The organism is Photobacterium rosenbergii (assembly GCF_033022775.1).
Classification (GTDB): domain Bacteria; phylum Pseudomonadota; class Gammaproteobacteria; order Enterobacterales; family Vibrionaceae; genus Photobacterium; species Photobacterium rosenbergii_A.
The window spans coordinates 127,197-141,339 of record NZ_JAWJZI010000007.1 but is presented as its reverse complement, the minus strand read 5'-3'; the positions used below and the strand labels follow the sequence as shown (position 1 = coordinate 141,339).

At 52.0% G+C, this 14,143-nt stretch carries 17 protein-coding genes; 14 read left to right on the top strand and 3 right to left on the bottom strand.

Going from position 1 to position 14,143, the window contains the following annotated elements:
* Positions 1–64 precede the first annotated feature (64 nt).
* The 3 genes from flgN to flgA all read right to left on the bottom strand — a co-directional run bounded on the left by flgN (position 65) and on the right by flgA (position 1,778).
* Positions 65–499 carry a flagellar export chaperone FlgN gene (gene flgN, locus R2X38_RS17425; RefSeq protein WP_317523599.1) on the bottom strand — a complete coding sequence of 145 codons (435 nt, stop codon included), beginning with the start codon at positions 497–499 and terminating at the stop codon, positions 65–67.
* Positions 500–537: 38 nt separating this feature from the next.
* Positions 538–855 carry a flagellar biosynthesis anti-sigma factor FlgM gene (gene flgM, locus R2X38_RS17420; RefSeq protein ID WP_317523598.1) on the bottom strand — a complete coding sequence of 106 codons (318 nt, stop codon included), beginning with the start codon at positions 853–855 and terminating at the stop codon, positions 538–540.
* A 68-nt stretch (positions 856–923) separates the two neighbouring features.
* Positions 924–1,778 carry a flagellar basal body P-ring formation chaperone FlgA gene (gene flgA / locus R2X38_RS17415; RefSeq protein WP_317523597.1) on the bottom strand — a complete coding sequence of 285 codons (855 nt, stop codon included), beginning with the start codon at positions 1,776–1,778 and terminating at the stop codon, positions 924–926.
* 136 nt (positions 1,779–1,914) lie between these two features.
* Here flgA and flgB point away from each other — a divergent pair, with 136 nt between their 5' ends.
* From flgB to lafA, 14 genes are all read left to right on the top strand, one after another.
* Positions 1,915–2,280 (top strand): flagellar basal body rod protein FlgB, encoded by a 366-nt coding sequence (gene flgB / locus R2X38_RS17410; RefSeq protein WP_317523595.1) that lies wholly within the window; start codon positions 1,915–1,917, stop codon positions 2,278–2,280.
* 6 nt (positions 2,281–2,286) lie between these two features.
* Positions 2,287–2,721 (top strand): flagellar basal body rod protein FlgC, encoded by a 435-nt coding sequence (gene flgC, locus R2X38_RS17405; RefSeq protein ID WP_317523594.1) that lies wholly within the window; start codon positions 2,287–2,289, stop codon positions 2,719–2,721.
* 9 nt (positions 2,722–2,730) lie between these two features.
* Positions 2,731–3,447, top strand: a complete 717-nt coding sequence (locus tag R2X38_RS17400) for a flagellar hook capping FlgD N-terminal domain-containing protein (protein WP_317523593.1) — start codon at positions 2,731–2,733, stop codon at positions 3,445–3,447.
* Positions 3,448–3,483: 36 nt separating this feature from the next.
* Positions 3,484–4,686, top strand: a complete 1,203-nt coding sequence (gene flgE / locus R2X38_RS17395) for a flagellar hook protein FlgE (RefSeq protein WP_317523592.1) — start codon at positions 3,484–3,486, stop codon at positions 4,684–4,686.
* A gap of 10 nt (positions 4,687–4,696) precedes the next feature.
* Positions 4,697–5,428: a flagellar basal body rod protein FlgF gene (locus R2X38_RS17390; protein WP_317523591.1), complete on the top strand. Its 732-nt coding sequence runs from the start codon at positions 4,697–4,699 to the stop codon at positions 5,426–5,428.
* A 10-nt stretch (positions 5,429–5,438) separates the two neighbouring features.
* Complete coding sequence (gene flgG, locus R2X38_RS17385) at positions 5,439–6,224, top strand: flagellar basal-body rod protein FlgG (protein ID WP_317523590.1); 786 nt, start codon at positions 5,439–5,441, stop codon at positions 6,222–6,224.
* 3 nt (positions 6,225–6,227) lie between these two features.
* The gene (gene flgH, locus R2X38_RS17380; protein ID WP_317523589.1) at positions 6,228–6,926 is read left to right on the top strand and encodes a flagellar basal body L-ring protein FlgH; all 699 of its coding nucleotides are present in this window, start codon (positions 6,228–6,230) and stop codon (positions 6,924–6,926) included.
* Between the two features lie 8 nt (positions 6,927–6,934).
* Complete coding sequence (locus R2X38_RS17375; protein ID WP_317523587.1) at positions 6,935–8,056, top strand: flagellar basal body P-ring protein FlgI; 1,122 nt, start codon at positions 6,935–6,937, stop codon at positions 8,054–8,056.
* Between the two features lie 9 nt (positions 8,057–8,065).
* A complete protein-coding gene (locus tag R2X38_RS17370; protein WP_317523586.1) occupies positions 8,066–8,563 on the top strand; it encodes a rod-binding protein in 498 nt (165 codons plus the stop codon).
* Positions 8,560–9,936, top strand: a complete 1,377-nt coding sequence (gene flgK, locus R2X38_RS17365; protein ID WP_317523585.1) for a flagellar hook-associated protein FlgK — start codon at positions 8,560–8,562, stop codon at positions 9,934–9,936. Before R2X38_RS17370 ends, flgK begins: the two co-directional genes overlap by 4 nt.
* 10 nt (positions 9,937–9,946) lie before the next feature.
* A complete protein-coding gene (flgL, locus tag R2X38_RS17360) occupies positions 9,947–10,852 on the top strand; it encodes a flagellar hook-associated protein FlgL (RefSeq protein WP_317523584.1) in 906 nt (301 codons plus the stop codon).
* 53 nt (positions 10,853–10,905) lie between these two features.
* On the top strand, positions 10,906–11,961 hold the full coding sequence (locus R2X38_RS17355; protein WP_317523583.1) for a hypothetical protein: 1,056 nt from the start codon (positions 10,906–10,908) through the stop codon (positions 11,959–11,961).
* 89 nt (positions 11,962–12,050) lie between these two features.
* On the top strand, positions 12,051–12,650 hold the full coding sequence (locus R2X38_RS17350; RefSeq protein ID WP_317523582.1) for a hypothetical protein: 600 nt from the start codon (positions 12,051–12,053) through the stop codon (positions 12,648–12,650).
* 326 nt (positions 12,651–12,976) lie between these two features.
* Positions 12,977–13,828 (top strand): lateral flagellin LafA, encoded by an 852-nt coding sequence (lafA, locus tag R2X38_RS17345; protein WP_317523581.1) that lies wholly within the window; start codon positions 12,977–12,979, stop codon positions 13,826–13,828.
* Positions 13,829–14,143: the final 315 nt, after the last annotated feature.

Sequence of the window (14,143 nt, the reverse complement as noted above, 5' to 3'; positions counted from 1 at the left end):
ACTGTGAAAAAACACCACAATCATGATTGTGGTGTTTTTTTTAGGCCGTGCAAAGAGCTGGGAGTTATACCGGTTGGTAAGTGGCATCACTGTCTTGATGCAGCACTTGGGTCAAGATGTCTTGTTGCATTGCCAAGAGGCGGCTGTTGCGGTCGTTTTGTGCCATGCAGGTGTGAACTAACGCCTTGAGTTGATTCCATTTGCTGTCAACGAGGTGGCGGTAATTGGCTGGCAGGGTCGAGATCACACGGTTGACACTCTCGGGAGAGTTATCCAGGCCAAGCTGAAGCAGTAGACGGGTTCGCTGATCTGCACGTTGTTGTAATTGTTGTAGCAAATGCTGGTGGGGTTCAGTCATAGCACTGAGTTTTTCACCATTGCGGCGCAGCATATTTTGATGCTGCACCTGCAAAAGTTGGTGAAGGTTCTGGTAATCCGCCAGATCGCGCTGAATATCTTGAATAAAGCCTTTGATGATTAACGCAGACTTTTGGCTCATGCTTTTTACTTCCGTAGTGTTAAACAAGCTGTCAGTAATCAGTCGCGGCTATGGGCGCCGCGAATGCTGGCAGCCAGGCCATCAAGATCGACGTTGTAGTTACCGCTGGCCAGTAAGGTGCGGATTTCATTCACCTTCGCCAAATCGACATCTGGAATACGCTTGAGCTCCTGCTGGAGGTTATCCAGGCTTTGGGCCTGAGGGCTGACATCAGCACTCGGCTTTGTCACATTGGATACGGGGGATCCTGACTTTGATATTTCTTGGGTGTTTGCTGCGTTTGTATCGTTTAATTTTTGCGGCTGGTTTTGAATGTTTGGGGCAAGCTGCAAACCCGCTTTGGTTGGCTCGATCATAACAATTCTCCTGGCTTTTCTCCGTTACTAAACTTAAACGACCAATCCCCCGCCGTGGTTAAATCATTTTAGAAAAGCGTTGTCACCAGTCCGGGCTTGGCAATCTTGGCTTTGATCACCTGGCCGGAGCTGGTGTTTTTCACCCGGATTTGCTGCTCAGCATATCCCCCTTCCAAAGCCATCCCCGACATGTTGGCACTGAAATGTTCATTGCTGGCTTGGATAATCACCTTGTCACCTTCCGAAACCATATAGGCTGGGCTCAAATGTGAAGGCGAAAGTTGCTGGCCGCGGCGGATCTGGCGAAGGGCTCGCAGGCCGACATAGCCTTGCGGCGATGAAAAGAACTCGCGGTTGATACGGGCGATATCGGTAGGTTTGAGGGTGATATCACCGGCAGTCAGGACCTCATCTTTAGTCACGGTGCGGGCGGCGATAGCAACAGGAACAATCAGGCTGACATCGGCTTGTACTGTGAGGTGCCATACCGCTGGAGCCGTACAGTTCACTTCGAAGCGTAACCGGCCTGCCGGATAGCGGCGTCTGTCTATGCGTTGAACATCAAGTGCCGATCGGCATTCGGTTAGGCGGTGGCTACCACTGGGAAGGCGCAGGGAGATACCAGGCTCAGCCGCGGGCCATTGGTGCACTTTTGCCGCTTGCTGGATTTGTGTCTTTATCTCATCGGATACTTGGTTTGTGATCTGGTTATTGACCGGCACATGAGTGGCTTTCTGCTCGTTAGGATCAGCGGCTGAAACCGACGTGAAACTGGCCAAATAAAACAACACGGCAATGACGGGATAGGGGATGGAAATGCGGGTTAGCTTGACCATTTGTTCCTTTTTCTCTTTGTTCTTATATCTCTTCACCACGAGCTCTTCTTTTTGCGGAATGGCTTCCGCCTGACTATTTCCGCCCACCTTCCGAACCGGAAGTTCCGCTTCCGTATTCTAATGTGACTTAAATAAAGACTCTTAAAATCAATGATTTAAAAGTTGGCACGAAAATTGTTTGTTAGAGCCAAGATTTTTGATTTACTGAAACCAAGGACACCAAATGGGGATCAATTTTGACAAAGCCCTCGGGATCCACCCGCACACTTTAAACCTTCGTACCGAGCGTGCCAAGGTGCTTGCCGGCAACTTGGCCAATGTGGATACACCGGGGTTCAAAGCACGAGATTTTGATTTTCAGGCTGCTATTGCTTCGGTTGAAGCGCAGAGTCTAAGTGGGCAATCCCCGATGCAGAGTGTACCTGAACTGCAATACCGCAACCCTTACAACAACACGCTAGATGGCAATACCGTCGAGCTAGGGGTAGAGCAGGCACATTACGCACAAAATGCCATGGACTTCGAAACCAGCCTGACATTTTTGAACATGAAATTTAAAGGGCTGGCGACAGCTATTCAAGGACAGTAAATCGTTATGTCATTCAGTGAAATTTACCAAATTGCCGGCTCAGCGATGACGGCGCAGACACTTCGTCTCAATACCATTGCCAGTAACTTGGCCAATGCCGATGCGGGCTCCACCACCGAGGCGGGCACATACCGTAGCCGTAAACCTGTCTTTGCCACTGTGTATGAAAATAGCCAGCTCCAAGCGCAGTCAGGTTCATCTGCCGCAGCAGGCGCTCGGGTACAGATTATGGATGTGGTGCCGGTGCAAGGCGAGCTGACCCGCCGCTATGAGCCTGGCAACCCGATAGCCGATGGCGATGGCTATGTGTTTTATCCCAATGTCGATGTGGTGTCGGAAATGGCCGACATGATGTCGGCATCGCGCAGCTTTGAAACCAGTGTCGATGTCCTTGGCCGTGCGCGCAGCATGCAGCAGGGCCTGCTGAAACTTGGCCAGTAAGGATTCCCGATGAGTACGCCCAATGTAACGAGCAGCAATGGCTCAACGACAACCTACGGCCAGGACCCAATTGCCAGCAGTGGCGAGCAGGACAATACCTTCCTGACCTTGATGATTGCCCAGATCCAGAACCAGACCCCGCTTGATCCGCTGGATACCACCCAGTTTATGACCCAGCTGGCGCAGATGACCCAGGTCGAGACGATGCAGAACATGAACAACACGGTCGTGAACCAGATGGTACTGCTCGACAATATTCAGGTTCTGACAACGGCAGGCATGGTGGGGCAGGATGTCCGTGTGACTACCGATACCCTGGAGCTGGCAGGCAACCCGCTCGATGCGGTCATTGATCTCGACAGCACGGTAGAAGATCTCAAGGTCGAGATCCGCAACGATGCCGGTGAGCTGGTAGAAACCATCGAGCTAGGTGCCAACGGTGAAGGCGAGGTGGCCTTTGTCATCGACCCGAAAGCGATGGGGCTCAAGGATGGCCAATACGATCTGACTGTCGTGACCAATGACGCTGAGTACCAGCCTGAGGTGATGGTGGCGGGCACCATCGAAAAAATGCGAATTCCACCGGGCGGCGGCTCGCCGGAATTTTTGATTGCCGGTGTCGGCTACGTGCCGTTTTTCCACGTTAACCAGTACGGCGAGACGCAGGGCACTGGTATTCAACCACCAGAACCGACCCCTTTATTTAAGTTGGCTGGCCGCCGATAGCGGTTTGCACATATCTAGGTTAGAAGAGAAATAATAATGAGCTTTAATATCGCAATGAGTGGTTTGAACACCACCTCTCAGGAATTGAACACCATCAGTAACAACATCGCCAACGTGTCCACCGTGGGCTTCAAATCATCACGGGCGGAGTTTTCCGCGTTGATGAATGGCGGGATGGGCGGCGGTGTCGAACTGGCCAGCCTTTCCCAGTCGTTCAACGATGGTGCCTTCACCATGACCGGCCGCACCACCGATTTGGCCATTGGCGGTGGCGGTATGTTTGTTCTGCAAGGCGAAGACGGTGCCTACACCTATACCCGCGCCGGTATGTTCCAGCAAGACAAAGATAACTACCTGGTGAACAGCGCGGGCCTGCGTTTGCAGGGTTATACCACTGACAGCAACGGCAACCTGCAAAGCGGTGCAGTGGGTGATATTCAGGTCTCGACCGGTTCGGTGCCTGCCAAGGCGACGGATCGGGTTGATTTTGCCGCTAACCTGGATGCAGGTGCGTCGGAGATTGTTGATGAGAACGGCGACCGTATTCCGTTTGATCCTGAAGACAGCGATAGCTTTAACTCTTCTTACACCACGACTGTGTATGACTCATTGGGCAACGAGCACACCCTGACCCAGTACTTTGTCAAAACCGGCGAGAACGAGTGGGAAGTGAACTATGCCATGAACGGTGAACTGATGGTCGATGAAAGCGGCCAGGTGCTGGAGTTCGACGACAGCGGTAACTTGGTTGACCCAACGGGCAACATTAACCTGACATTCTCCCCGGACGGCGCAGCCGAGATGAACATTGCCCTTTCGATGACGGGTACCACCCAGTTTGGTAGCGAATTTGCTGCATCGACCAACCGAAGCAACGGCTATACCTCTGGCGAGTTGACGGGGATCACCATCGATGACACCGGCATGGTGTTTGCCAACTACAGCAACGGCGAGCAGATGCTGCAGGGCCAGGTGGTGTTGGCTGACTTCCCGAATACTGGCGGTTTGATGCAGGTGGGCAACACCGGTTGGGCAGCCACACAGGCATCGGGCCAGCCAATTCTAGGTGCGCCGGGTACCGGTACGCTGGGTGGTTTGTATTCGGGCTACGTCGAAGAGTCGAATGTTGATCTCACCGGTGAGCTAGTCGGCCTGATGACGGCGCAGCGTAACTACCAGGCCAATGCCCAGTCGCTGTCGACCCAGCAGCAGCTGACCCAAGTCCTATTCAATATGTAAGGGCATTAGTGTGGATCGATTGATTTATACCGCAGCTAGCGGAGCTGGGCGAGTGTTCAATGCCCAGCAGGTGCACGCTAACAACCTGGCCAACATCAATACCCATGGTTTCCGAGCCGATATGGAGCGCGCCCAGGCTTTTGCTGTCCAGGGCAGCGGTTTTGATTCCCGCACCATGGTGGAAGCCAAATCGGCAGGCACCCGCTTTGATGCCGCCGAGCTGCAAACCACAGGTCGCGATTTGGATTTGGCCATTCGTGGCAATGGCTTTTTTACCGTCCGTCCGCCAGAAGGCGGGGAAGCCTACACGCGCTCTGGCGCAGTAGAGCGTACCGAAAACGGTGATTTGATGATCGGTGGCCTGCCGGTGCTGGCTGATGGCGGAGATGTCATGAATATACCGCTTTACAGCAGCATTGAGTTTGGTGACAACGGTTTGGTCAACATTGTGCCTGAAGGTGAGGCACTGTCAGTTGAAGTGGGGCGCCTGAAGCTGGTGAACCCACAAGTGCAGGAGCTAGCCAAGCTGGAGAATGGTTTGTTTGTCACCGAGGATCGTATCCCGCTCAACGATGACGAAACCGTGATGATGGTATCGGGCTTTCTCGAGCAGAGTAACGTGGTTGCCATCGAAGAAATGGTGGCTTCCATGCAGCTGAGCCGAAATTTTGAAATGCAGCTGAAGATGATGCAGACCGCAGAAAAAATAGCAGAAGCAGGCAACCGCCTGATCAGAGCGTAAGGAATAAGAGATGAACGCAGCATTATGGATCAGTAAAACAGGCTTGGCCGCCCAAGATACGAAAATGGCGACCATTTCCAATAACCTTGCCAACGTCAACACCGTCGGCTACAAGCGCGATCGTGTGGCGTTTGAAGACCTGTTCTATCAAATCCAGCGCCAGCCGGGGGCGATGGCCGATGAGGTCAACGAACTGCCGAGCGGCATCCAGATCGGTTCGGGCGTGCGCGTGGTGGGTACCCAGAAAGTGTTTACCGAAGGTATGTACCAAACCACCAATCAGAGTCTGGATATTGCCATCGACGGACAAGGCTTTTTCGAGCTGGAAACCCCTGACGGCGAGCAGGCCTTTACCCGTAATGGCCAGTTCCACCTTAACTCAGACGGCATGATCGTGAATGCCCAGGGCCTGCCGCTGGCACAGCAGATCCAGGTACCGGAAGATGCCGAAACCATCACTATTGGTAGCGATGGCATTGTTACCGCCAAGGTTGCCAATGATGATATGCCACAGGAAATTGGCCAGATCACCCTGGCAAACTTTATCAACCCGGCCGGCCTGGAAGCCCTAGGTGGCAACATGTTCCGCGCCACGGCATCCAGTGGTGAGGTGGTCGACGGTATTGCCGGTGAAGGTGCTTTTGGCCAGCTGAAACAAGGGGTGCTGGAAGGCTCCAATGTTCAGGTCGTCGAAGAGATGGTGGATATGATCACCACCCAGCGCGGCTATGAAATGAATGCCAAGGCACTGTCATCATCGGATGAGATGCTGCAGTACATTTCTCAGGTACTGTAACTTATGGCAAGACTGACAAAGGTTAAATCCCTGAGGCGCTGGGGAGCATGGCTAGCCGCCATGCTTCTGGCGGGTTGTTCATCGACGTCATCTCTAATGGATGAGCGCCCGGCACCGGATGATCTCGATTACGCGCCGCCGATGCTGGACTACTCGCTGCCGGATGCCCGTAGCGGCTCGGTCTACCGTGATGGCTATATGTGGACCTTGTTTCAGGATCGCAGAGCCTACCGGATCGGCGATATGCTGACTGTCTCGCTGGATGAAGACACCCGTTCGAGCAAGCAGGCCAACACCAACTTCGGCAAGAATGCCAGCGGTGGTTTGATGGGCAGCTTTGCGACCGATACCCGCGGTGGCAGTGCAAGTGCGGATGTTTCGGGAAACCGCGATTTCCGTGGCAGCTCGGCCAGCTCACAGCGTAACTCACTGAGCGGTTCGATCACTGTGATGGTGCACGAAGTCTTGCCCAATGGCGTGTTGCGTATCAAAGGGGAAAAGTGGATTCGCCTCAACCAAGGCGATGAGTTCATTCGCCTTGATGGCTTGGTGAGGGTAGACGATATCGATAACGGTAACCAGATTTCTTCCCAGCGGGTCGGTGATGCCCGTATCACTTACTCCCAGCGCGGTGTGCTGGCTGATGCCAACGAAGCAGGCTGGTTGACCAAGCTGTTTGTCAATCCGTTTTTCCCTATTTAAGAGGCGTTATGTTTAAGCAACTTATCATCTTTTTGACTGTGCTGGCTGTGCCTTTCATATTTGTCGATACTGCGCATGCCGACAACAACGAGCGCCACCTGATTGACTTGGTCAATATCCAAGGACTAAGGGACAACCAGTTAATTGGCTATGGCCTAGTAGTGGGTCTAGATGGAACGGGTGATCGTAATCAGGTGAAGTTTACCAGCCAATCGGTGACTAACATGCTGCGCCAGTTTGGCCTGCAGTTACCTGAAAATATTGATCCCAAACTGCGCAATGTTGCCGCGGTGAGTGTTCATGCCTCTATTCCGCCGTTGGCAGGCCCGGGTCAGACGATTGATGTCACGGTGTCTTCTATTGGTGATGCCAAGAGCCTGCGTGGCGGCAGCCTAGTGATGACACCGTTGCGGGCGATTGACGGCCAGATCTATGCGGTAGCCCAAGGAAGCCTGGTAGTGGCCGGCGTTAAAGCCGAAGGCCGCTCTGGCTCAAGTATTACGGTCAATGTGCCTACCACGGGGCGTATCCCGGGCGGCGCTATCATCGAAGAGGAAATCCCTTCTGATTTCAGCATGCAGCCGAAAGTGACCTTGAACTTGCTGCGCCCGAACTTTACCACCGCACGGAATATCTCCCGTGAAATCGACGAAGTATTTGGCCCTGATACCGCAATAGCGGTAAGTAATGCCCGCGTCGAGGTATTGGCACCGAAGGACTTCGAGCAGCGGGTCATTTTCATGTCGATGCTTGAAGATATGACGGTCGATACCGGCCGCCAGCGGGCGAGGGTGGTGTTCAACAGCCGTACCGGTACCGTAGTGGTCGGCAATGGAGTCCGGATTGGCCGGGCTGCCGTCAGTCATGGCAATTTGACCGTGACCATCGCCGAGTCGTTCAACGTCAGCCAACCCAATGCCTTTGGCCGTGGCAACACGGTCGTCACCCCGGAAAGTGACATTGATATCAACCATGAGCGAAACCCGATGTTCATCTGGCCGGAAGGCGTTGAGCTGGAGACGATTGTCTCTGCGGTGAACAGCCTGGGGGCTTCTCCCGATGATTTGATCGCTATTCTCCAGGCCCTGCATACCTCAGGTGCCCTGGATGCGGAATTGGTTGTGATTTAAGGACCACCAATGACAGTAACTGTTTTACCGGTCGATACCATGGCACTACAGCCGATGGCGACCAGTCGCATTGCCTCTAATTCTTCCATTGGCACGGTGACGACATTCGATAGCCGCCAGTTGGTTGATCTGAAAGGCAGCGATGAGACTCAGCAGGCGATCAAGACCGTCGCCGAGCAGTTTGAGTCGTTATTTCTGCAAATGGTGCTCAAGCAGATGCGCAAAGCCAGTGATGCGCTAAATAGCGGTGACGACAATGCCTTGTTCGGTAGCCGGGAGCACAAGACCTACCAGGAGTTTTTCGATGGCCAGATGGCCATCGAAATGTCGAAAAGCAAGCTTGGTCTGGCTGAAGTGATTGTCCGTCAGCTGGGCGGTGACTCCGCATTTAAGGAGCAACCGCAAGAGGTCGCTTTAACTTCAAGTAAGGCAGAGCAAGGTCCGCCCGCGGGCAGCGCATTTAGCCAGTCTTTGCTGCATTTCAACCGTGAGGGATCTAACGTATGAGTTTGATGAATATCGGCCTGTCTGGCCTCCAGGCTAGCCAGGTGGGGATGAATGTCACAGCCCAGAATGTGGCTAACATCAACACCCCGGGGTACAGCCGCCAGCAGGTTCACCTGTCAGCGGTTGGCTCTACCAGCATGAGTATGAAGGATGCGGGTAACGGGGTATCGGTCAGTGCTATCCGCCGAGTGACGGACCAGTATCAGACCAACCAGATTTTCCGTGCCGGCTCAATGCTGGGGGCCGCCTCGACATCGGCCCAGCAACTCAAGCGGTTGGAGACATTGCTATCCGGTGATTCAATGGACTTGAGCCAAGGCTTTGACAGCTTTTTCTCTGCACTAAATGGTGCGAGTGTGTCTCCTTTTGACTCGGCATACCGCCAGCAGATCATCAGTGAAGCGGAGGCGCTGAGCAACCGTTTCAACCAGCTGAGTGGCTCGTTGGACGGTCAGTACAGTGACTTGTCGCAGCAGCGGAGCACTGCGGTATCTCAAGCCAATAGCTTGCTATCCAATATTGGCCAGCTCAATGAAGAGATCCGTAAAGGCCAAGCAACAGGGGCTAACGTTTCTGCACTGCAGGACGAGCGGGATGTGCTGATTGCTGAACTATCGGAAATTGCCGATATCCGGATTACCGATGCCGGTGACGGTACGCTCAACATTGCGTTGCCCAACGGCCAGCCTCTGGTGATGGGTAACCAGGTGGCGCAGTTCGGGCTTGAGTCTGATCCTAATAATCCGCGTAGCGATGTCTTGTCACTGGAGCTAAACGGCCAGAACTTCCCGCTCGATGACGACATGGGAGGAAAGCTAGGCGCGTTGGCCGCCTATGAGAAGGATGTACTTATCCCGACTCAAGAGGCGGTTGACGATATCGCGCTTGAGTTTGCCCAGGCGTTCAATACCCAACTGGAACAAGGCTATGACCTGAACGGTAACCCAGGTAAGCCGCTGTTTGTGTTTGACCCGGATAACCCAGCCTCGACGATGTCGATTAACCCGGATTTTAAACCTGAGGACTTGGCGCTGTCTGGAGATGGTACACCGGGTAATACCGACAATCTACTCAAGCTGATTGAAATCAAGGACCAAGAGTTCGAAATCGGGGACTTGGGATCGCAAACCTTGGGCAGTGCATTTAACTCTCTGCTGGGGGACATTGCGGTTAAAAGCCGTCAGGCTCAGTCGGACCATGATGCTGCCAGCAACATTTACCTGCAGGCGACCATTGAAAAATCGTCGACCAGTGGCGTAAACCTCGACGAAGAGGCCGTTAGCTTGATGACTTATCAGCAAGCCTATCAGGCCAACTTGCAGGTGATTAACGCCTCTAACCAAGTCTTCGCTTCGATTATGCAGTTATTCTAAGGAGCCAGCGATGCGCGTAAGTACCAATCAATACAGCCATATGATGTCTGGCAGTTTGAGCCAGAACTCGATGGGCATCAATAAGATCATGCAGCAGATGGCCACCGGCAAGCGGTTGCTGGTTCCATCCGATGATCCGATGGCTTCGACCCGGGCAATGAACTTGAAACGTGAACAGGCCGCGATCAGCCAGTATCTGGGCAATATCGAACAGGCTGATGTCGCGTTGAAGAAGCAGGAAACCTACCTCAGCAGCGCGGTGGATGTGCTGCAAGATATTCGTGACAAAATGTTGTGGGCCGGGAACGGAACGAATGGCCCTGAAGAGCGTGCCGCGATAGCCGATGAACTGGAACACCTGCAAGACAGCCTGGTCAGCCTGGTTAATGCCAAGGATGAAAATGGTAAGTACATCTTTTCGGGTAACGAGGTGAATACACAGCCTTTGGTAAAAGATGCCGATGGCAACTGGGTTTACCAAGGGGATACCGGCGTGCGTGAAGTGGTGGTGGGTGATGGCGTCACCATCCAGCTGAATGTGAATGCTGAGGATATGTTTTTTTCCGGCGGCACCGATATCTTCAACCAGCTTGATGATCTGGTAGGGGCTTTGCGCGATCCTGATCATGACTTCGAAAGCAGTGATATTATTTCCACGAGTCTCGATGTGCTGGATGAGACATTGTCGTCGGTGTCGAGCACGGTGACCAGCCTGGGGAGTCGCCAGAATGCACTGACAACCATGCAGGACGGTCACAGCGAAGTGGAGCTGTTCAATAATGACTTGATTGGCCAGCTAGAAGATTTGGATTACGCCGATGCCATGGTGCAATACAACAACTACTTGTTGGCACTGCAGGCAACCCAGTCGACGTATGTAAAAACGGCCAGCTTGTCGCTGTTTAGTATTATGTAATATTGGCCCTGCCGGACTCCCCGGCAGGGCATTTTTGGATTGATGGAAGACACATGGTTTCTCAGGTAAATGATCTTCGCTCGGCGGCAGCCGGAGCCAGCCGCCAGCAGCAGGTAATCGCAAGACCTGCCACCCAAACGGCCGCCGTACCTGATAACAAGCAACCGGACCCTTTGCGCCTGTCGCAAACCTTGACCCCGGAGCATACCCGCCAGCACAGCTTGATCCAGCGTGCTCAGCACAAGATTGCCTCCTCGAAAGTGGCCGAGGCTAGCCTTAATGATATAGGTAAAAACCTCGCACAACTCAGTAAGCGGGTGGAGTTTGCGATGCGCTCAGGCAGTGCCTCGCCGAAGATTGCTGCTGATATAGAGCAGTTAGCCTGCAGGATGGAGCAGCGCCTTGAGCAAGCGAGCTATAAAGACCAAGCGGTATTGAGCCGCCAGCTCAAACCGGTATTTCATGGTGAGCCCCGAACGTCATTTCAAATCAAAGGGCTGGATACACGGCGCAGCAGCCCACGAGACGAAACGGTGATTTTCAATCTCGCCAAAGGAGGAGCCAATGCTGTTCCTGTCAAACTCGGTGCCAATGCAACGCCAGAGCAGCAAGCCATGCAGTTTCGCCAGGCACTGAACGAGCACGGTATCGGGGTGTCGCTCAACAAACAGCGTCAATTGGTTTTCTCGGCCAATGAAGCGGATTGGCAACACCTTTCACAGAAAATGCGAGTCGTCGGGCAGGGCGATCGATTTCCGGCAGGCCAGCCAAACCGGGTCAAGCTAGAGACAACGGAAGCACGGTTCGAACCGCAAAAATGGCAGACGGACAAAGCGCATTTACGCGAGACGCTGGTACAAAGCCAGCAGATGATGAAGCAAATCAAGGCTAGCATTCAAGAGATCCAGCTTCATAAGCAGGATGTCATGCAGCGCATTGATACCATTAATCAGCGTAACCATTATCTTAACGATCAAGTACTGGAAAGTGTTGAGGCGGATTTAGCGCGTATTCTGCCAAATGGTGACAGTTTCAACTCGGCATTCCAAAACTTGAAGGCTCAGGCCAATGTTCACCGTCAAACCGTGGTATCTTTACTGAGCGAATAGCAAGGCTTCGTGAATAAAAAGCTTTGTGAATAACAAGCTTAGTGAATAAAAAGGCTTAGCCAGTACAAGCCTTAATCAAGGACCCCCTAATGCTGTCACCTCTCTCTGCGGCGATAAACCGATTACTGCGTATCGAGCCGCAGCAGCTAAAAGCGGAGCAATTTACCCCGTCGCCCCAACAAGGGACAGCCAAGGCGCCATCGAACAATAGCCATTCACCGGCCTCGCAAACCTTGCCACAAGCCCAGTGGCAGATTGTCCGTATGTTGGCAAGCTCATCGGGCATCTCTCTTAATCAACACGCCCAGGCTTACAGTGCCCCGAGTATGCAGTCACCCAGCTTTCGCCTTACTGGAGGGGAAGGGGAGTTGCAATTGCGGATCCAACTTGAGGGCCAAATGCATACCGTGCGCTGGCAGGTAGGTGGGGGACAAAGTGAGCCACAGCTGCTTAACTCCACTTTACCTTCCGCATTTTCGCTGGTATTGCTGCCGACGGTCGATCAGGGCTGGCGGCTGGTCGCCAAAGGCTTCATACACAATGAACCCCTGCAGCTGCTGTGGACACCATACGGAAATAGCTCAAAAGCAGGCACATCAGCGAGCACTTCTGTATCGCTCAAGGTTTGGCTACGCACCGGGTTTATTGTTACTGTAGTTATCTTTTCTCTGTTTTATTGGTTATTTTAAATTTTATCTTCTTACCTACTTAATTTTCAAAACGCCCTCTTTGATTTTTCCATATCCCATAATTTTATTGATTCCGTTCACGTTGAAATAAAATCGGTAAATATCTTGCGCTCCTTTCTGTTGGAGATGTTTTAGCCAATAGCCAATAGCCAATAGCCAATAGCCAATAGCCAATAGCCAATGAATTTTTATTTAAGAAAAATTTATTTTTGTCGTTGGCGAAAAAATAATTAAAAAATGGTATTTGCCTGTTTAAGGGGCGCATCAAGGTGTCGTTTTATAGAGGTGTAGACACTCATACAGAATAATCCACAGAGGGCAATAACATGCTATCGATTCATACTAATTACACGTCTCTACTAACTCAGAACAACCTGAACAAAACATCGGGTGCGATGGATACTGCAATGCAGCGTATCTCTACTGGTCTTCGCATCAACTCTGCGGCTGACGATGCTGCTGGCCTGCAGATTGCTACTCGCCTGCAGTCTCAAACAAATGGTTTGAATGTCGCTCAGCGTAACTCGCAAGATGCTATCTCTATGCTTCAGACAGCTGAGGGTGCTTTCGATGAGATGACTAACATTGCTCACCGTATGAAGGATCTGGCTACCCAGGCGGCAAACGGAACTAACTCAGCTGATGAGCACGCAGCAATGCAAGCTGAGTGGGATGAGCTTGAAGCTGAGCTTAACAGCATTGTTGATAACACCCAGTATGGCTCTGGTAACAACTTGCTTGGTGCTGGTGGTATTCTTGATGCGGCTGTTTCATTCCAGATTGGTGCGACAACAGCTGAAAAACTAGACCTAGATGTTTCTGCTGAGCTACAAGGCGTACGTGCCTCTATTACAGCCCTAAATGGTGAAGATCTAGCAACTGATGCAGATTCAGCGATGGATGCAATTGATGCACTGTTGAATGGTGATGGTACTAATGCAGGTGTCGGTGAAGTGCGCTCTGCACTGGGTGCGAATATCAACCGTCTAGAACACACTGTGGTAAACCTGGGCAACATGGCAGAAAACACTGAAATGGCAAAAGGCCGTATCATGGATACTGATTACGCGGTTGAGTCTTCAAACATGATGAAGAACCAGATGTTGACGCAGATGAGCATGTCTATGCTGTCTCAGGCGAACGGCATGTCTGGCATGGTAATGAGCCTGGTAGGTTAATTTACCAAGCGGCTATTTCGCTAACGCAAGATTACTGCAATCAAACCACTCCACATAATAATCAAAACCGCGGCCTGGCTGCGGTTTTTTATTATCTAAATAAACAAAATGTTTGAATATATTAAATAGCCAATAGCCAATAGCCAATAGCCAATAGCCAATAGCCAAATACAAATTAAGAAATCATTGAGAGTAGTCGCTTAATACTATTATACAAACTGTTTTTCAATAGGAAGCGGAAGGAAATAACACGTTCTTCCGCTACCGGAAGTAAAGCTTCCGCTTTCAAAATAATGAAAGTAGATGATTTCCCCT